The organism is Bacillus sp. FSL R5-0286, assembly GCF_038593245.1.
GTDB lineage: Bacteria > Bacillota > Bacilli > Bacillales > Bacillaceae > Bacillus > Bacillus altitudinis.
On record NZ_CP151977.1, the window covers coordinates 1,716,978 to 1,735,934 of the forward strand.

Genomic DNA, 18,957 nt, shown 5'->3' on the forward strand with positions numbered 1-18,957 from the left:
ATGAACCGTTTTAAAGAAGCCGAAAATACCTAGGGCAACATAAAAAAACAGGTAAGTACTCCTGATTCATGAAAAGGAGCCGGACATTCTTTGAATTCTTTTAGCGATTGATAGTAAAATAATGCGATAAGATGACATCGAAGAGAATGAAAAGGAGCGGTGAAATGAAAAGACTACTCATATGTGGATTCATCTTTCTCATCCTGTGTGCTCTTTTAATGGTGAAATGCAGCCATTCTATCCAAGAAAATAAAGAGCAAAAACAACATCATGAAGAAGTAGAAAAGTATAAGAAAGAGCGAAAAAAAGGGGATCAATATGAAAGTTTTAAACAGCTTATACGGCATGAAAGAGACGGCTATGAGATAGAGTTTCATGAAAAAGGGGGAAGTGACTTACTTGTCTTTTCTCCTCACGGCGGCGAAATTGAACCAGGAACAAGTGAAATTGTAGAAGCATTTGAAAAGAAGTACTCTACGTATTTATTTGAAGGGACAAAACAAGATAACAATCGTGACTTGCATATCACTAGTACAAAATTCGATGAACCGATTTTGGTTCAAATGATTAAAACATATCCCTTTTCTATATCTATCCACGGCTATAAAAGTGATAGAAGACATACACTTGTGGGCGGGACAAACGAAAAAATGCAAGAAGCGGTTGTGAGAGAACTAAAAGACCGGGGCTTCTCCGCAGAGCTCGTGCAAAAAGGCGAGCGCCTCTCTGGAACGGATCCAAACAACATTAATAATCAAAATGCCAGTGGCGAAAGTGTCCAATTAGAAATTAGTACGGCGCAGAGAAAAGCTTTTTTTGACAACTTTGATACGAGAAAAGGAAAGAAAAAAGCATTTAGTCGCTATGTCAGTGGTTTAAAAGAAGTGCTTAGAGAATTCGACCCTTCTTCGTAGAAAAAAGGTTTTGATGGGCAAAAGTACTCTCTTTAAACTTGGTAAAAAAGATAGAAATGTGCAAAATCAACATAAAATATGAAATAAATGACAATTTGCCTTAAAATCATAAATTATGTAAAATAATAGTTATCAGTTTGATATGATAGAATGGGGCTGAAGTGGATGGCACACAAAATACCATCTTCCGAAGTAGGTGTAAAAATCAATCAATGGTACACACATATTTGCAAATTTGAAGTTGATCAGGCAAACGATATGAAGCGTCTTGTTGAAGAAGACATTCATGAGATGGAAGAAGATCAAGATTTATTACTCTATTATTCTCTCATGGATTTTCGCCATCAAATGATGCTTCAGCACTTAACGCCAGTCCATGCAGGGAATGAATCGCTTCAAGCCGTCTCTTTTCCAAAAGACATTGAAGAGGCAGAAGATGAGATGACGGGTTTATTGGGCTATTACTTTCATTTTTTCCATGGAATGTATGCATTTACCCAGCACCGGTATATCGAAGCCATTTCCTATTATAAGCATGCGGAACATCAGCTGATCTTAGTGACAGATGAGATCGAAAAAGCGGAATTTTATTATAAAATTGCTGAAGTATACTATCATATGAAACAAACCTATTTTTCTATGCATTATGCGAAAAAAGCGAGAGACATCTATAAGAAACATCAGCTTTATGGAAAAAGAAGCATTCAATGCGATTTTGTGATGGCAGGTAATTGGATTGATGTAAGTCAGCATCAAAAAGCGCTCCCGTATTTAGAAAAAGCTTTAAAAGTGTGTGAAGCAATGGAAAGAAAAGAATGCACATCTTATTTTAAGGCGATGGCCCTTAATAACTTAGGAACTTGTCATTATAGTATGGGAACCTATCATACAGCGACTGTCTTCTTTGAACAAGCCATTTCACTTTATCAAAAAGATCAAGCTGCAACGATGATCAAATCATTGTTTTCACTGGCTCTTACTTGTTTTAAACTCGAAGATATGGAGCGAGCGAGTGAGGCTATAAAGGAAGGCATGAATCAGGCCTCTATATTGGGAGATGAAATTTATCAATTGAAATTCCAATTTTTACAGGCACTCTATATAGAAACAGACAGCTCTGAACAATTGAGATCAGCCCTTTTGGGACTACGAAACAAAAAAATGTTTGCTGATTTAGAGGAATTGGCACTTGATGCGGCTAATTATTATAAGGAACGCGACATGTACAAGGAATCTTCCACTTTTTTTGAAATTGTGATCGAAGCGCGTACGCACATTCAAAAAGGAGATGAGATGTATGAGAACGAAGCATAACATGTCAGCTGCTCAAGTAGAAGAAAGACTTCACACATAAAAACAGACAAAACAACACCCTTTACGAAAAACGTAAAGGGCTTTTTTATTTATTCTTGGATTGCTTTTTCTGCGTCGATGGCACCTGTTCCGTAAATCATTGGGTCCTCTCCAGACCACTTGCTTGTATTTTCTTTTAATAAGGCTTTGACTTCATCAGGTGTTAAATCTGGTGAATGCTCTAATAATAGTGCGCAGATACCGGCACAAATGGGTGTCGCCATCGAAGTGCCGGATAACGTCGTATAATCATCATCGACTCTACTTGATTTATCTAGTTTATCTAGGAATGATCTTGGTGATCTAAGAGAGACGATATTGACTCCTGGTGCGAGGAGGTCAGGCTTTGTTTCACCGTAGACCGTTGGACCTCTGCTCGAAAATGGTGCCACGACATCGTCACTTGATTCTGGCGTATTTCGATCATCATAGGCTCCGACCGTAATGACTTTTTGACTCACGGCAGGGCTTGCGATCGTTTGACTGTTAGGACCAGAGTTCCCAGCAGCAACGCATACGACAATCCCTTGATCCCAAGCTGCATTGACAGCGCGCACCATCGGATCGTCTTGTTCGTCATCATAACGCTGTGCATCGCCGCCTAGTGACATACTGATGATGTGAATTGGGTCATCAGGATGGTCTTCGTTGAACTGTATGCACCACTCAACACCTTCTATAATAGTAGAAAGTGATCCAGCGCCTTGTTTATTTAACACTTTTACCCCAATGATATTGGCTTTTGGAGCGGGTCCTTTGTATAAGCCGTCTGAAGCAGCTCCGTCTCCAGCCACATCCCCAGCGCAATGCGTTCCATGACCGTTATCATCATAAGGTTTCGTTTTTTGTTTGACTAAATCTACAAAGTCGCGAATTCTTCCATCTAAGTCCTCATGTGGGTATACGCCTGTGTCAACGACCGCAACCGTAATGCCTTCACCGGTTAAGGTCGTGCCATTTCGGACGACTTCATCCGCATGACTTGATTGTGTTGCCACATCCAGCAGTGCATGTACCTGTCTGTCTAAATATATTTTGCGAATATGCTCCCCATTTGCTAAGAGTTCCTCTAAAGCAGCAGGGGTAAGATCAGCTGCGCAGCAGTTAATATGTGAAAAATGTTTTTTGATGTTTGTTTTTCTGCTTTTTTTCATTAGCTGCTTTGTGCTTTGAATACCTGCTTCAACTGCATCTTCTTTAAATTCAATGATGACCCGAAGCTTCTTGCTCTTCTTTAACCTTCCTTCAAAAAAACGATGAAGAAAACAAGGCGTCCACTTAAAAGGCTTATAGAGGTGAAGGACGGTCTCTCTTAAAGGCTGATCCAATTTACTAGCATGTGTTCTGACCATTTGTACCATGGAAAATCCAAACATGTGATGCCCTCCATTCTAGCTATCCATTCTCGTACACTCTTACGTTATGAACATGACAGCATCTTTGTTCGGATTCTTGTCCCTTCTTTTGTTCATATTGGCGGCTGACTCATTCCCTTTAAAAAGAAAAGCGCTTACATTTTGTAAAATAATAGAAAAAGGTGGAAATCATATCAAAACTGCCGATGATAGGTGGGAGAGTTCTTCTTAGAGAACCAGTAAAACAGAGGATTCTGCAGAAAAAAGGGGGTTCTAGACAGGGTCAATGCTCATACAAATGTGATTCATTCCAGATGAAAAAAATCAAATTCGCATAAAAAAAAGACGAATTAAAGAAAACAGACTGGGTAGAACTAGGTCATTTTAAACATAACTTCATTTGTTTGTCATACTATTCTAACTCTGTTTTCAATCAGGAGAGGCGTTTCTGTGTATATAAATGCAATTATCTTATTTTTGAGGAATCTCATGATCTAGAGTGTTATGATCAAATTTGAAGAGAAAATGTGGAAAAAATGAAAAGAAATGATGATTCAATATTAATCATAGAAACGGCTTAGAAATCTGTTAAAGGAGAACGGGAATGAAGAAGTTTTTTGCTTTGCTTCTCCTGCTTGTCATCGGATGGGGCGTCTATTATACCATGCAAGCACAGGAACATGATGAGCCAGTGTCATCAGGTGGAGAAGACGAAAGCGGTTCAAATGATATGTATCGCAATTTTAAAGAACTGGAAGAGAATGAATCAACAGATCATTATCAAATTACATCCAATCCAGTGCCCGGCAGCCGTCTTCTAGTGATGTCGCCTCATGGCGGGAGAATCGAAGGCGGCGTTAGTGAGATTGTCCATTTTTTTGATAACGATTTTTCTACGTACTTATTTGAAGGTTTGAGAGAAAATGCATCAGAACTTCATATTACAAGTACAAACTTCGATGAACCAATCGGAGTCGCACAGGCAAAAGCACATGATTATGTCTTAGCTGTTCATGGTTATAAAGGGGAGCCGGGAATTGACCACACCCTTGTTGGCGGAACAGACTATGATCGTGCAGAGAAAATTGTGAACTCATTAGAGCGGAATGGATTTTCTGCTGAACTGGCTGTCGCACACGCAACCCTGAGCGGAACAAGCAATCATAATATTAATAATCTTACAAAAACAGGGCAAAGTGTACAGCTAGAGATTAGTAGAAGTCAGCGTGAAGCTTTATTTGACAGTTTTGACTTTCGGCGGCGGTCCAGTACAAAAAACGAGACGTTCTACCGGTATGTCAGGGCGATTCGGACAGTGCTTGATGAGGAATATACATAAAAATGGTGCACATGTTAAGACAAGCAGCGTGAATTCTTGTTACACTATAAAAAGTGATAACAAAAGGAGAGACAGATATGGCGCGTCATCATTTTCATCTTCAGGCAAGCTGGCCTGGTCTGCGTAACGATGTGGGGACAATCGAATGTGAACAGTTAAAGACGGAGATTTCCATTCCAAAAGAAATGGATGGACCGGGTATTGGAACAAATCCAGATGAGATGCTCCTAGGTGCAGCGGCCACATGTTATATCATTACACTTGCAGCCATGATGGAGCGGAGTCAATTAGAGAAAGAGGATTTATCGATGAGCTCTGAGGCAGTTGTCGATGTGACAAACGGTGTGTTTACATATGAGAAAATCATTCACCGTCCTGTCATCATTCTCAAAGAGTCGGCTACAGCACAGGACATAGAACGAGCTCGTAAGCTTGCACATAAAGCTGAAAGCTCATGTATGATCTCTAGAGCTGTGCAAGGGAATGTCCATATTTCCTTAGAAGAAACCATCAAAGCTGGTTATTAAGTAAAAAAGTCATTTTCTCTTGATTAATGGAGAAAATGACTTTTTTTATGACGTCCATTCGGTTTGATCGAATGGTTCTTTCTTTTCTTCTTTTTGTTTTTTGGATTGATTTAAGACAATGACGCCGCATATGACAAGTGCAAGACCAATGAATCCTTTCATATGAATGGTTTCGTTAAATAGCACGAGGCCCACAAGAGCAGTAAGTGCTGTACCGACGCCAGACCAAGTGGCATATGCAGATGACAACTCAATTGTTTTGAGTGCCAAACTGAGAAAGGTAAAGGCACACCCAAATCCGATTAGCACCCCCATACTCGGCAGCACCTGTGTAAAACCTTGCGAAAGCTTCAGCATCGTACTGCCAAAAACCTCTGTCAAAATGGCTCCTGTTAAATAAAGCATTCCTTTCATATCACTTCACATCCTTTAAGACATATTTAATAGTACGACCCCTGAAACAAGCATCGCCATTCCAATAAGTGCTTGACGGTTCAAGGTTTCTTTGAAAAAGAGCACGCCAAAAAAAGCCGTGAGGACGGTACCGACCCCAGACCAAGTGGCGTAAGACATGCTAAGTGGAATGATATTAAGGGTCAATGACAACATGTAAAAAGCAAGTGTGTAGCCAGCGACAACGACAGCGCTAGGTTTAAAGCGTGTGAAACCATTTGATAGTTTCAGCATCGCTGCCCCGATTGCTTCTGAAAAAATGGCGATAGCCAAAAAAAGATATCCGAGGATCATCATCATCCCTCCTCTAAAATGTGTAAAATCCGATGAAGTAAAAGGGTTTTTTCCTCTCGATTCAATGGTTCAAGCTGAAACATTTCTGAAAACCATATACCATCACAGGCAAGACGGATCAGCTGGCTAAGTGCAGGGTCATTGATTTCCTCGGTTGCTTTTTCTTTAAATTCCGCATAAAAATGACGCCAAGGATTTAATAATGCTTCATCAAATGACATGGTAGCCAGCATGCTTGTACATAGCTGTGTGGTGTTTTGTCTATCAAGGTCATTTAATGTGGCCAATATATAGGCACGTACATAAGGTGCCTTTTCGTTTTTGTATGTTTCCTGATACGTGTCAAGCTGCTGACGAAAAGAGGCAACCGCATGCTCATTCATTTGCTGGATCAGGTCTTCCTTGCTCGAAAAATGATACAGTAGCCCGGCTTTGGTCATATTTGCATGTTCTGCCACCTGCTGAAGGGTGAGCTGACTCAATCCTTCTTTTAGAATGGTGTGAGCTGCTGCCTCAAAAATTTGTTCTTTTTTCGTTTTAGACATAAAAAAAACACCTACTTTACTGAACGGTCGGTAAAGTAAATGTTAACCTATGAAAAACAAATGTGTCAATCGATTCATTTTATAAGAGGATGTTTTCACTAAATCGTCATATTTAATAATAAGGGTATGGTCCATATGGCGGGTATGGCGGTGGATAAGGATAACCATAGCCATATCCTGGAGCAAGAAGCGACCCAGCTAAAAGCCCTCCAGCAAAACCACCTAAAAATGGCGGTCCAAAAAATCCAGGTCTCCCATAGCCAAAACCAGGGCGCCCAAACCCAGGTCTTCCAAAACCAAATCCAGGGCGTCCAAATCCAAAAGGTCTTCTCATCTCATCTTGAACAAACGGTGCGTCAAAATAATTCATAAAAAAAGACTCCTTTCACATAAAATCACTGTAACTGACATCAGTGTATTCGAGTGGCCCACTTGTGTTTGGGTGAATGCCTAAAATAAGGAGGAATGTAAAAAATGGGCCTGTATCCGTCTGATTGGGCTAAATGTCCACCTCATGCACATGCTTATAAAGCGCGAACGGATGTAACAGAAGAACATTATCATTTAATAGAAGGTATTTCTCAGCCTGTGAATGGAAGCAGTACCGACAGACATACTCATTATTACCGGGGGATCACGTCATTTGAAAGAGGGCATTTTCATAGATATTATGGCGTCACTGGACCTGCTATCCCAAGAGTGGACGGGACGCACTACCATGAAATTGAGGAAGTCACGTTTTCTGCCTATACCGACTCTGTCCCGATTCCATACGGGGGAGTCGTTTACAGTCCAGATGAAGAAAGGCCAACGCATAAGCACCGTTTAAAAGGAAAGACATATGAAGTGGTCGGGAATGAACCACTTGGCTGGTGACGGGAGGATATAGGAGAGAAAGAGAAGTTATGCTATACTGTAGGCAGTTTGTAAAAGAGAGTGATGTTATGAAAAAACAACCAGTGATTGTATTAGTAGGTCCGACGGCTGTCGGAAAAACAAAGCTGAGCATTGATATAGCGAAAGCATTTAATGGAGAAATTATCAGCGGAGATTCCATGCAGATCTATAAAGGGATGGATATTGGCACAGCGAAAATCACCCCTGAAGAAATGGATGGCGTACCGCACCATTTAATCGATATTAAACAACCGGATGAATCGTTTTCTACAGCTGAATTTCAGCAGCTTGTCCGCTTAAAAATCAAAGAGATTGCTGCGAGAGGGAAAACGCCCATGATTGTTGGTGGAACTGGGCTATATATTCAGTCTGTTTTATATGATTACACGTTTACTGATGAGAAAAGTGATCCTGCTTTTAGAGAAGAGATGACGCTGTTTGAACAGCAGCATGGACCGATCAAGCTGTATGAAAAGCTAAAAGAAGCCGATCCTGACGCTGCAAAAGCGATTCATCCGAATAACGTCCGCCGCGTGATAAGGGCGCTTGAAATCATCCATACAACAGGTCAGAAAATGTCTGATATGCAAAACGGGCATCAAGAAGTTCCTCTTTATGACACTGCCTTCATTGGGCTGAAAATGGACCGAGAGCTTTTGTACGAGCGCATTCATCAAAGAATTGATATGATGTTAGATGAAGGCTTAATTGAAGAAGTGAGCGCACTTTATCAATCTGGTTTGAAAGATTGTCAGTCTGTTCAAGCGATTGGTTATAAAGAGTTGTATGCCTATTTTCAAGGCGATTGCTCACTTGATGAAGCCATCCAGCAATTAAAACAAAATTCCCGCAGATATGCGAAGCGTCAGTTTACGTGGTTCCGTAATAAAATGGATGTCACCTGGTTTGATATGACACCACCTTGCCACTTTTCGGACAAAAAAGAGGAAATTTTCGCATATATAGCAGGAAAGCTTGGACTTAAAGCGAAACTGTAGTTATCAGAATCAAGGAGGACGAAACATGAAACCGATTAATATTCAGGACCAATTTTTGAATCAGATCCGCAAAGACAATACATTTGTCACAGTATTTTTACTGAATGGCTTTCAGCTTCGCGGTCAAGTAAAGGGATTTGACAATTTCACGGTGCTGCTTGAGACAGAAGGGAAGCAGCAGCTTATTTATAAACATGCGATTTCAACATTTGCACCTCAAAAAAATGTAAATCTTGAATTAGAATAAACACCCGTTTTCACCAATAGCCCCATGCAGCTGCGAATAAACCGGCCGAAACCCGCTACGTTTTTTGTCAGTGCAGAGGGGCTATTTTGTATGCCATGAAACTTTTCTGTCCAAGTTGCGTATAAATCCTTATTGGACATTTAAAAGGTGAGGGGATTTATATGGAAAATGCAGAGCTTGAATTGAGAAGGATTCGAGTGATCCTTCTTTTGATTGGAATCGTTGTCTTATTTGGATCATGCGCCATCTCGAACATCGAAACGAGACAAGAAAGTTGGCATAACCATTCTGGTGAGCATGATGGAAGCCATGTTGATGGTCTTTTACCATCATCTGTTGCGCTAAAAAATAATCACATTGCTGTTGTGAAAGATGATGAAGTACATGTATACCGGTTTGATGAAAAAGAAGGAGAGCTGACGCTCATTACGACAAAGTACATAGATGAATGGGATGAAGATGATGGTGATAGTGAAGACTTTGATGAAGAGTAAGCACGTAAATTTACAAATGAATGTGAAGTCGCTACACTATAAACATGCATCAGACATCTAGACAGAAAAGGATGAGTTCATGACACACAAAATTAAAATTAATCATTGGGAACAAACTTGTGAAGATGACTCCTGTTTCGAATATGGAACAAGCGTTTCTGTAAACGGGAAAGAGTTAGTAAGAGAAGCCTCGATCGTCTCTGCGCTTGAAGCGGTGCTCAAAGAATTAGGTGTTGAAGTGGAAATAACAGAAGTGTCAGAAGATTTACAGTGCGATGCCTACAAAAAATAAAACAAAAAGTCTAGTCTACTAAGCGATTTTTTTTCGTGTTATGATAGATTTCGGTTTCAGTTGAATAGGGAGTAGGGCAGTCTATTTTTAGAACCTGCTCTGCTCTATTTATTTGAACGTACGAGTTCGGCTATGAATGTTCGGCCGGGTTGGTTGATTTTTTTCGTTTTGAGTATCTATATATTGTGTTTTGAAAAAACATAGTATACTATATATAGTGAATAACGAAATGATCAACAATACTAAAAACTAGGTCGTGATGGAATTGATTCAAATCGTATTTGATTCAAAAACAGGAAATGTTCAACGCTTTTTGGACAAGACCCCTTTTACAGACAAACGAAAATTGACTGGAGAAGAGTTTTTGGATACGCCGTTTATTCTCGTCACCTTTACGACAGGATTTGGACAAGTCCCTGGTACCACTCAGTCATTTTTAGAGAAAAATGCGCACCTTTTACTAGGTGTAGCGGTGAGTGGGAACAAAGTGTGGGGAGATAACTTTGCCAAAAGCGCCGATACGATTTCTAAACAATATCAAGTTCCTATTTTGCACACCTTTGAACTAAGCGGAACAAAAAGGGATGTTGAATTGTTTACACAGGAGGTAGAAAGAATTGTCACAAAATCAGGTTCCAAAGTGGATACAATTAAATAACGAGATTATGATTCAAAAAGAAGGAAAGTTTCAGTTCGACAAGGACAAAGAAGCTGTACATAGTTATTTCGTAGATTATATTAATCAAAACACGGTCTTCTTTCATAATCTAGAAGAGAAGATTGATTACTTAATAGAAAACGACTACTATGAGGAAGAATTTTTAAGACAATACAGCATGTCAGATATTAAAGAAGTATTTGAAGCTGCATATGCCAAGAAATTTAGATTCCCATCATTTATGAGTGCGTTTAAGTTTTACAATGACTATGCACTGAAAACAAATGACAAAAAGAAAATCCTTGAACGCTATGAAGACCGCATTTCAGTTGTGGCTCTTTTCTTTGCGGGCGGAGACAAAAAGAAAGCACTTGAGTTTGTGGAACTGATGATCAACCAAGAGTATCAGCCAAGTACACCAACATTCTTAAACGCAGGCCGTAAAAGACGTGGTGAGCTGGTGAGCTGCTTCTTGCTTGAAGTGAATGACTCATTAAACGATATCTCAAGAGCCATTGATATTTCCATGCAGCTGTCTAAATTAGGCGGCGGAGTCAGCTTGAACCTTTCAAAGCTTCGTGCGAAAGGTGAAGCAATCAAAGATGTTGAAAATGCGACCAAAGGTGTCGTAGGCGTCATGAAACTTCTTGATAATGCATTCCGATATGCAGATCAAATGGGACAAAGACAAGGTTCAGGCAGTGCCTACCTGAATATTTTCCACAGAGATATTAATGATTTCTTAGATACGAAAAAAATCTCTGCGGATGAAGATGTTCGTGTAAAAACACTTTCGATCGGTGTCGTCATCCCAGATAAATTTATCGAGCTTGCTAGAGAAGATAAAACAGCTTACACATTCTATCCTCATACAGTTTATAAAGCTTATGGACAGCATCTTGATGAGATGGATATGGAAGAAATGTATGACGAGCTTGTAGAAAACCCGAAAGTCAAAAAAGAAAAAGTCAATCCGAGAAAACTTCTTGAAAAATTAGCTGTTCTGCGCTCAGAATCAGGCTATCCATATATCATGTTCCAAGATAATGTGAATAGAGAGCACGCTCTGAACCATATTTCACGTGTGAAATTCTCAAACCTTTGCTCAGAAGTACTTCAAGCTTCAGAAGTCTCTTCTTACACGGACTATGATCAAGATGATGAGATCGGACTTGATATTTCTTGTAACCTTGGTTCTTTAAATATCATGAACGTGATGAAAAACAAATCCATTGAAAAAACAGTCAAGCTTGCAACGGACTCACTTACACTTGTGTCTGAAACAACAGATATCCGCAATGCACCAGCTGTTAGAAAAGCGAACAAAGCGATGAAGTCAATTGGACTTGGTGCGATGAACCTTCACGGGTATTTAGCTCAAAACCAAATCGCTTATGAAAGTGAAGAAGCAAGAGATTTCGCTAATACGTTCTTTATGATGGTGAACTATTACTCCATTAAGCGTTCAAGTGAGCTTGCAAAAGAAAAAGGGGAAACATTCCACCGTTATGAGGGCTCTGGTTATGCAACAGGAGAGTACTTCAATAAATACGTAGAAAATGATTTCACTCCAAAAACAGAAAAAGCAGCTGCGCTATTTGAAGGCATGCACATTCCAACAAAAGAAGATTGGGCAGCACTCAAAGATTTTGTAGCGGAAAATGGCATGTACCATAGCTATCGATTATGTATTGCGCCAACAGGTTCTATTTCGTATGTTCAATCGGCAACAGCGTCTGTGATGCCAATTATGGAACGTATCGAAGAAAGAACATACGGAAACAGCAAAACGTATTATCCAATGCCAGGACTTTCAGCACAAAACTGGTTCTTCTATAAAGAAGCATACGATATGGACATGTTTAAAGTGGTCGATATGATCGCAACCATTCAGCAGCACGTCGATCAAGGAATCAGCTTTACATTATTCCTAAAAGATACGATGACAACGCGTGACTTAAATCGCATCGATCTTTATGCACACCATAAAGGCATTAAGACACTTTATTATGCAAGAACGAAGGATACAGGGCAGGAAGGCTGTCTTTCTTGTGTTGTTTGATTAAAGGAGAGTTTAACGTGACAAAAATTTATGATGCAGCCAACTGGTCAAAACACGAAGACGATTTTACACAAATGTTTTACAACCAAAACGTCAAGCAATTCTGGCTTCCAGAGGAGATTTCCTTAAACGGGGATCTCTTAACGTGGAAATATTTAGGTGAAAAAGAGCAGGATACGTACATGAAGGTACTGGCTGGACTGACGTTACTTGATACAGAACAAGGAAATACAGGAATGCCGATAGTGGCTGAACATGTGGACGGTCATCAGCGTAAAGCCGTGTTAAACTTTATGGCCATGATGGAAAATGCAGTGCATGCAAAATCATACTCAAATATCTTCATGACACTTGCACCGACTGAAACGATTAGTGAAGTATTTGAATGGGTCAAGAAAAATAAATTCTTGCAAAAGAAAGCAGATATGATTGTAGGTCTGTACCGTTCCATTCAAAAGGATGACCCGATTTCCTTATTTAAAGCAATGGTTGCTTCAGTGTATTTAGAAAGCTTCCTATTCTATAGCGGCTTTTACTACCCGCTATATTTCTATGGTCAAGGAAAGCTCATGCAAAGTGGTGAAATCATTAACTTGATTTTGCGCGATGAAGCGATTCACGGTGTGTATGTTGGATTATTAGCACAAGAAATTTACAACAAACAAACACCAGACGTGCAAAAAGAGCTTTATGATTTCTCTATCGATCTGCTTAATGAGCTTTATGAAAATGAACTTCATTACACTGAGGATATTTATGACCAAGTCAATTTATCGCATGATGTGAAAAAGTTCATTCGTTACAATGCCAATAAAGCGTTAATGAACCTTGGATTTGCCCCTTACTTTGAAGAAGAAGAGATCAACCCAATTGTATTGAACGGACTCAATACAAAAACAAAGTCACATGACTTCTTCTCAATGAAAGGGAACGGCTACAAAAAGGCAACAGTTGAGCCGTTAAAAGATGACGATTTCTTCTTTGGAGATGAATCATAATTAAAACGCAAAAGTCAAAACGCATCACTCGTTTTGGCTTTTTGCCATTTCTAACAATGTGTTACATACTGGAGGTTACCGAACATGGGAAAAATGGACGAAATGATTTTAGTTGCACCGCGCGCACGCGTGTTCCAAAACGAAACACTTGCGTTTAATGGTGTGAATAGTGAAGAGAAAACAATCAGCACCATTATGAAAGAAATCGAAGAACACTTCGAGCAGATGCGAAGAGGCGATGCAGAAGAAAATCCTGACTTCAAACAGCCGATACCTTATGTCGTGATTAAGCGTGAGGACGAAGTGTATGTATATGAAAGACTTCAAGGCGGGGGAGAGACTCGCTTACATCATAAGTTATCTCTTGGCTTTGGCGGTCATATGAATTTCATTGAAGGAAAAAAATTTGCTGAGATTCTAAAAGAAAATACCGATCGTGAACTGGACGAGGAACTTTCGATTCAAGAGGAAGACAAACTTGAGATGAAAACCCTTGGACTCATTAATGATGATGACAACAGTGTCGGCCGTGTGCACATCGGACTGTTATCAGCCCTTGAATTATCGCCAGGTGCTCATGTAGAAGTAAAAGAAACAGATCAAATCTCAGGAAAATGGATGAAAGTAACAGATTTGAAAAAGCCTGAGTACTTCGATCGTCTTGAAACATGGTCTCAATTTGTCGTGAACATTTTAGCATAATTGGATAGACAACAAACCGGCTCTAAAGATGACTTGAGCCGGTTTGTTTTTTAGATTATTGAAAAACGAATGCGTCGTGACCGGCCTGCTTTAATCGAGCGACGAGGTCATCTGCATTTTGCTTTGAACGGAAAGCGCCAGCTTGGACTCGGTACATGCCGCTATCCAGTACGACCAGCGCTTCAAATCCTTTGGATCTGAGTGTAGCTGCTAGTTCATCCGCATTGGCTTTGACCTTGAAAGCCCCTGCTTGCACTTTATATAGGTTACTTGCTTTTTTTTTCAATTGAAGGGCTTTTTCTAATCCAGTGGCATGAGCACGAGCGATCCCTTGAAGGAAAGTAGCGTTACGGAGCTTATTTGCATCAGCTACCGTATCAATGAAACCGTTTTCAGTTAAAATGGCAGACATAGAAGTTTCCCGCAGAACGTGGAAGTTCGCCGTTTTCTTGCCGCGGTCGGCAAAATCAACGGAGCGGACAATCTCATCATGAAGGGCATTGCGATACGTGGTGGTTGGTGCTGAAACGCCAGGGTACACATAACTTTCAAAACCTGTGCCTCCGCCAGCATTAATATGAATAGACACGAAATAGTCAGCTCCCCAGCTGTTTGCCGCATTCGTACGCTGGGATAACGTGACGGATTGGTCAATTGAACGACTTAAGCGGACGGAAACCCCATCATATTCACTAATCAACATATCTCTCAGAAAAAGCGCAATTTGCAGTGTGATATTTTTCTCCAAAAGTCCATTAGCAGCAGCTCCAGAATCTGTTCCTCCGTGGCCAGGATCAATAAAAATTTTCACCATCTATTCATCACCTCGTCTTTATTTTATGAGGAAATAGAAAAATTGCCTGTACAAAATGCGGAAATCATCGAGACTCTTTTCTGCACAATTTGTGATGAAAAAGCGCCATTTTTCTAAGAAAAAACAAATTGTTGGTTTGTCCGCCCGAAATGGATGAATACAATGGAAATAGCACATCATTTCCTGGGAAACCGCACAATCCCCTACAATAACCGGTATCTCGGGTCATTTTGACAGTAAACCGATGCTAGTGCGGGCGATTGTCACGATTACAGCTCCACCCGAATAGATTAAAGAGAGAAGAGCGAGAGGTGAATACGTTGGAGCGAGCTGTCACATATAAAAATAACGGCCAAATCAACATTATACTTAATGGACAGAAGCAAGTATTGGTTGATGCAGATTCAGAGGCAGAATACCTAGAGGCCTTGCAAAAAAATGAGGCCAAACACAGCATCTTACGAGAAATAGAACGAGAAATGAACAGCCTTGTCGGGATGGATGAAATGAAACGAAACATAAAAGAAATTTATGCTTGGATTTTTGTCAATCAAAAAAGACAAGAACAAGGATTAAAGGTAGGAAAACAAGCGCTTCATATGATGTTTAAAGGAAACCCCGGCACAGGGAAAACAACGGTTGCACGGCTTGTCGGGAAGCTTTTCTTTGAAATGAATGTTCTTTCAAAGGGGCACTTAATTGAAGCAGAACGAGGAGATCTGGTTGGAGAGTACATTGGACATACAGCTCAAAAAACAAGAGATTTGATTAAAAAATCACTAGGCGGCATTTTGTTCATCGATGAAGCCTATTCTCTTGCCCGCGGAGGAGAGAAAGATTTTGGGAAAGAAGCGATTGATACCCTTGTAAAACATATGGAGGATAAGCAGCATGAATTCATCCTCATCTTAGCTGGATACTCCAAGGAAATGGATCATTTTCTTTCTCTAAACCCTGGTCTGCAATCGAGATTTCCGATCAATATCAACTTCCCTGATTATACGGTCGATCAGCTGATGGATATTGCAAAACGGATGATGGCCGATCGGGAATATGTCTTTACCCAAGAGGCAGAATGGAAACTGCGAGACTATTTAATGCACATCAAGAGCACAACGAGTCCTGCCAAATTCAGCAACGGCCGTTTTGTGCGAAACACCATTGAAAAAGCGATTCGAACTCAGGCGATGAGGCTGCTTCTTGTGGATCATTATGATAAAAAAGACTTACTTACGATTAAAAGCCATGATCTGCAAATGAAAGAGGATACGCCTTCTTGAAATGGCGTATCCTTTTTGTAAAGAGACAAGAAATTAAACCTTCCGAATGGTGGTATACGTGTGGTGTGTTTGGTATGATGGTACTACTGAAACTTAAGTACAGAAAGGAAACAACTGACGTTGAATGAACATGAAATGATCGAAAAAGCGATCCTTGTCGGCTGTCAACTGCCGCATATAACGGATGAACGCTTTCAATATTCTATGGAAGAATTAGCTTCCTTAACCAAAACAGCTGGCGGTGAAGCTGTCAGCATCATGACGCAAAAAAGAAATAGACAAGACAGCGCGACTTACATCGGGAAAGGGAAAGTGGAAGAGCTTGAAGTGCTTTCCGACGAGTTAGACTGTGACGTTATTATTTTTAACGACGAGCTTTCGCCTAGCCAGTTAAAAGCTTTGGCGACTGCCTTAGATGTGAAAATTATTGACCGTACGCAATTGATTCTAGACATCTTTGCCAAAAGAGCCCGTACAAGAGAGGGGAAGCTGCAAATAGAGCTTGCCCAGCTTCAGTATGCCTTGCCGAGACTGAGTGGACAAGGGATCAGCCTTTCAAGACAAGGCGGCGGAATTGGCGCAAGAGGTCCAGGTGAAACAAAACTTGAAACAGACAGACGTCATATTCGAAACCGCATACACGAAATTCACGGACAACTGTCTGCAGTCAAAGAACATCGCACGAGATACCGGGAACGACGGAAGAAAAATGGCGTATTCCAAATCGCTATTGTCGGGTACACAAATGCCGGGAAATCAACATTGTTTAACCAGTTAACAGAAGCGGATAGCCATGAAGAAGATTTGCTGTTTGCCACACTTGATCCAATGACGCGTAAAATGACACTTGAATCTGGCTACAGTGTACTGATTTCCGATACAGTTGGTTTTATTCAAGACCTTCCAACCACACTGATTGCAGCATTTCGTTCCACTCTTGAAGAAGTAAAAGAAGCAGACTATTTGCTTCATGTGATCGATTCTTCGAATGAGGATTATGAAGGGCATGAACGAACGGTTCATAAGCTTTTAGAAGAATTAGAAGCTGACCGTATTCCGATGCTGACTGTCTATAACAAAAAAGACCAAATCCGGCCGGATTTTATCCCTTCCTCAAAGCAGCGCCACATTTTAATCAGTGCTAGGCGCGAGGAAGATGTGAAGCGGTTAAAAGCGGATATCATGGCTGAACTGAAAAAAGATTTTTTAAAGCCATATCATGTAAGGATTCCGGCATATGAAGGGAAACTCATATCTGCCTTAAAGTCAGAAACCTTGGTGGAATCACTGGAATTTCAAAAGGAAGCAGAGCTTTATGACATCACTGGATTTAGTGGTGAGGAGCAAACCATATTAGGACAAATCAAGAAGTATATGTTGTAGGAAAGGAATTAAATCACGATGTTTCACACTTTAAAACATGGCACCATTTTAGAAAAAATAGCAGCAGAAGCAGAACAAGACATTTCACAAATACATCAGCAAATTGATCGAAAGAGCGAACAAAATGAGTGGCGGGTTCTTGAAAGCTACCGGAAACATAAAGTCAGTGACTCTCATTTTAACCCGACAACTGGTTATGGATACGATGATATGGGAAGAGACACGTTAGAAAAGATCTATGCGGATGTATTTGGAGGGGAAAGCGCTCTTGTACGCCCGCAGATCATTTCTGGAACACATGCCATTTCCATCGCCTTATTTGGTGTGCTAAGACCTGGTGATGAATTGATCTACATGACGGGGAAACCTTACGATACCCTAGAAGAGATTGTCGGGATTCGCGGCAAAGAAGGGACAGGCTCATTGAAAGATTTTCAGATCGATTACAAAGCCATTGATTTGCGTCAAGATGGATCTGTCGATTTCGACAAAGTCAAAGAATCTATTTCCAAAAAAACAAAAGTCATCGGGATTCAGCGTTCTAAAGGCTATGCGTCAAGACCATCCTTTACAATAGAAGAAATTGAACAAATGATTTCATTTGTGAAAGACATCAATGAGGACATCATTGTTTTTGTTGACAACTGTTATGGTGAATTTACTGAATTACAAGAGCCGTGTCATGTTGGCGCGGACCTTATGGCAGGTTCTCTCATTAAAAACCCAGGCGGCGGCCTTGCCAAAACGGGCGGCTACATCGTCGGAAAAGAAAAATGGGTAGAGGCTTGCTCTTATCGAATGACATCTCCAGGCATCGGCAGTGAAGCGGGTGCATCGCTGTATGCGCTTCAGGAAATGTATCAAGGATTTTTCTTAGCACCGCATGTTGTTGCACAAAGTTTAAAAGGCGCCGTGTTTACAGCGCGTTTTCTTGAAAAACTCGGGTTCCAAACAAACCCGTCGTGGAATGCGAAAAGAACCGACTTGATTCAATCTGTAGAATTTGGAGACCCTAAAAAAATGATTGCATTTTGTCAGGCGATTCAATATGCATCACCGATTAACAGTCATGTCACACCGCATGCAAGCTATATGCCGGGATACGAGGACGATGTTATTATGGCAGCGGGCACATTTGTCCAAGGAGCCAGCATTGAATTATCAGCTGATGGTCCGATTAGACCGCCTTACACAGCCTATGTTCAGGGCGGTCTCACGTATGCCCATGTGAAAAATGCCATTTGCAGTGCTGTAGACGCCTTATTAGAGCAAGGTTTTATTGAAGTGCCTGCTCGATAAAAAAATCCATGTTAATATTCCTAACATTTCGTTGACACATAATATAACATGAC

General features: G+C 40.5%; 22 protein-coding genes. 16 read left to right on the plus strand and 6 right to left on the minus strand.

The features are described 5' to 3' along the window. Positions 1-164 precede the first annotated feature (164 nt). The gene (locus tag NST24_RS08635; RefSeq protein ID WP_056704764.1) at positions 165-914 is read left to right on the plus strand and encodes a poly-gamma-glutamate hydrolase family protein; all 750 of its coding nucleotides are present in this window, start codon (positions 165-167) and stop codon (positions 912-914) included. A gap of 165 nt (positions 915-1,079) precedes the next feature. Further along, positions 1,080-2,228: a Rap family tetratricopeptide repeat protein gene (locus tag NST24_RS08640; protein WP_008344020.1), complete on the plus strand. Its 1,149-nt coding sequence runs from the start codon at positions 1,080-1,082 to the stop codon at positions 2,226-2,228. 89 nt (positions 2,229-2,317) lie between these two features. On the opposite strand, the gene NST24_RS08645 is transcribed toward NST24_RS08640, so the two are convergent. Next, the gene (locus tag NST24_RS08645; protein ID WP_342462548.1) at positions 2,318-3,643 is read right to left on the minus strand and encodes a S8 family peptidase; all 1,326 of its coding nucleotides are present in this window, start codon (positions 3,641-3,643) and stop codon (positions 2,318-2,320) included. A 583-nt stretch (positions 3,644-4,226) separates the two neighbouring features. On the opposite strand from NST24_RS08645, the gene NST24_RS08650 reads away from it, so the two are divergent. Together NST24_RS08650 and NST24_RS08655 are read left to right on the plus strand one after the other, a co-directional pair. Continuing rightward, on the plus strand, positions 4,227-4,961 hold the full coding sequence (locus tag NST24_RS08650; protein WP_039166578.1) for a poly-gamma-glutamate hydrolase family protein: 735 nt from the start codon (positions 4,227-4,229) through the stop codon (positions 4,959-4,961). 77 nt (positions 4,962-5,038) lie between these two features. Further along, positions 5,039-5,488 (plus strand): OsmC family protein, encoded by a 450-nt coding sequence (locus NST24_RS08655; protein ID WP_017367284.1) that lies wholly within the window; start codon positions 5,039-5,041, stop codon positions 5,486-5,488. Between the two features lie 45 nt (positions 5,489-5,533). Here NST24_RS08655 and NST24_RS08660 read toward each other — a convergent pair whose 3' ends face one another. The 4 genes from NST24_RS08660 to NST24_RS08675 all read right to left on the minus strand — a co-directional run bounded on the left by NST24_RS08660 (position 5,534) and on the right by NST24_RS08675 (position 7,150). Next, entirely contained in the window at positions 5,534-5,902 is a 369-nt protein-coding gene (locus NST24_RS08660) for a multidrug efflux SMR transporter (RefSeq protein WP_007499443.1), read from the minus strand. Between the two features lie 15 nt (positions 5,903-5,917). Further along, positions 5,918-6,235 (minus strand): multidrug efflux SMR transporter, encoded by a 318-nt coding sequence (locus NST24_RS08665; RefSeq protein ID WP_017367286.1) that lies wholly within the window; start codon positions 6,233-6,235, stop codon positions 5,918-5,920. 2 nt (positions 6,236-6,237) lie between these two features. Continuing rightward, complete coding sequence (locus NST24_RS08670) at positions 6,238-6,780, minus strand: TetR/AcrR family transcriptional regulator (RefSeq protein WP_041507251.1); 543 nt, start codon at positions 6,778-6,780, stop codon at positions 6,238-6,240. A gap of 112 nt (positions 6,781-6,892) precedes the next feature. Next, positions 6,893-7,150: a hypothetical protein gene (locus tag NST24_RS08675; protein ID WP_047945888.1), complete on the minus strand. Its 258-nt coding sequence runs from the start codon at positions 7,148-7,150 to the stop codon at positions 6,893-6,895. Positions 7,151-7,254: 104 nt separating this feature from the next. Between NST24_RS08675 and NST24_RS08680 the strand changes: the two genes are divergently transcribed. From NST24_RS08680 to NST24_RS08720, 9 genes are all read left to right on the plus strand, one after another. Next, positions 7,255-7,656, plus strand: a complete 402-nt coding sequence (locus NST24_RS08680; protein WP_007499437.1) for a YmaF family protein — start codon at positions 7,255-7,257, stop codon at positions 7,654-7,656. Positions 7,657-7,724: 68 nt separating this feature from the next. Continuing rightward, positions 7,725-8,675, plus strand: a complete 951-nt coding sequence (gene miaA, locus NST24_RS08685; protein WP_160757673.1) for a tRNA (adenosine(37)-N6)-dimethylallyltransferase MiaA — start codon at positions 7,725-7,727, stop codon at positions 8,673-8,675. A 25-nt stretch (positions 8,676-8,700) separates the two neighbouring features. Further along, a complete protein-coding gene (gene hfq / locus NST24_RS08690; RefSeq protein WP_003211269.1) occupies positions 8,701-8,922 on the plus strand; it encodes an RNA chaperone Hfq in 222 nt (73 codons plus the stop codon). A 161-nt stretch (positions 8,923-9,083) separates the two neighbouring features. After that, complete coding sequence (locus NST24_RS08695) at positions 9,084-9,416, plus strand: YmzC family protein (protein ID WP_025207367.1); 333 nt, start codon at positions 9,084-9,086, stop codon at positions 9,414-9,416. Between the two features lie 79 nt (positions 9,417-9,495). Continuing rightward, entirely contained in the window at positions 9,496-9,708 is a 213-nt protein-coding gene (locus NST24_RS08700; RefSeq protein ID WP_003212415.1) for a hypothetical protein, read from the plus strand. Positions 9,709-9,973: 265 nt separating this feature from the next. Beyond that, complete coding sequence (nrdI, locus tag NST24_RS08705; RefSeq protein ID WP_017359034.1) at positions 9,974-10,366, plus strand: class Ib ribonucleoside-diphosphate reductase assembly flavoprotein NrdI; 393 nt, start codon at positions 9,974-9,976, stop codon at positions 10,364-10,366. Next, the gene (gene nrdE, locus NST24_RS08710) at positions 10,326-12,428 is read left to right on the plus strand and encodes a class 1b ribonucleoside-diphosphate reductase subunit alpha (protein ID WP_017359033.1); all 2,103 of its coding nucleotides are present in this window, start codon (positions 10,326-10,328) and stop codon (positions 12,426-12,428) included. The genes nrdI and nrdE overlap by 41 nt, the downstream gene beginning before the upstream one ends. A gap of 17 nt (positions 12,429-12,445) precedes the next feature. After that, positions 12,446-13,426 (plus strand): class 1b ribonucleoside-diphosphate reductase subunit beta, encoded by a 981-nt coding sequence (gene nrdF / locus NST24_RS08715; protein ID WP_024720404.1) that lies wholly within the window; start codon positions 12,446-12,448, stop codon positions 13,424-13,426. 84 nt (positions 13,427-13,510) lie between these two features. Then, on the plus strand, positions 13,511-14,128 hold the full coding sequence (locus tag NST24_RS08720) for a hypothetical protein (RefSeq protein WP_007499431.1): 618 nt from the start codon (positions 13,511-13,513) through the stop codon (positions 14,126-14,128). A 55-nt stretch (positions 14,129-14,183) separates the two neighbouring features. On the opposite strand, the gene NST24_RS08725 is transcribed toward NST24_RS08720, so the two are convergent. After that, the gene (locus NST24_RS08725; RefSeq protein ID WP_008344009.1) at positions 14,184-14,942 is read right to left on the minus strand and encodes an N-acetylmuramoyl-L-alanine amidase; all 759 of its coding nucleotides are present in this window, start codon (positions 14,940-14,942) and stop codon (positions 14,184-14,186) included. A 320-nt stretch (positions 14,943-15,262) separates the two neighbouring features. Between NST24_RS08725 and spoVK the strand changes: the two genes are divergently transcribed. The 3 genes from spoVK to NST24_RS08740 all read left to right on the plus strand — a co-directional run bounded on the left by spoVK (position 15,263) and on the right by NST24_RS08740 (position 18,904). Then, positions 15,263-16,222, plus strand: a complete 960-nt coding sequence (gene spoVK / locus NST24_RS08730) for a stage V sporulation protein K (protein ID WP_008344008.1) — start codon at positions 15,263-15,265, stop codon at positions 16,220-16,222. A gap of 120 nt (positions 16,223-16,342) precedes the next feature. Then, positions 16,343-17,605 (plus strand): GTPase HflX, encoded by a 1,263-nt coding sequence (hflX, locus tag NST24_RS08735; protein ID WP_041507246.1) that lies wholly within the window; start codon positions 16,343-16,345, stop codon positions 17,603-17,605. 18 nt (positions 17,606-17,623) lie between these two features. Next, positions 17,624-18,904 carry an aminotransferase class I/II-fold pyridoxal phosphate-dependent enzyme gene (locus tag NST24_RS08740; protein WP_178896751.1) on the plus strand — a complete coding sequence of 427 codons (1,281 nt, stop codon included), beginning with the start codon at positions 17,624-17,626 and terminating at the stop codon, positions 18,902-18,904. Positions 18,905-18,957: the final 53 nt, after the last annotated feature.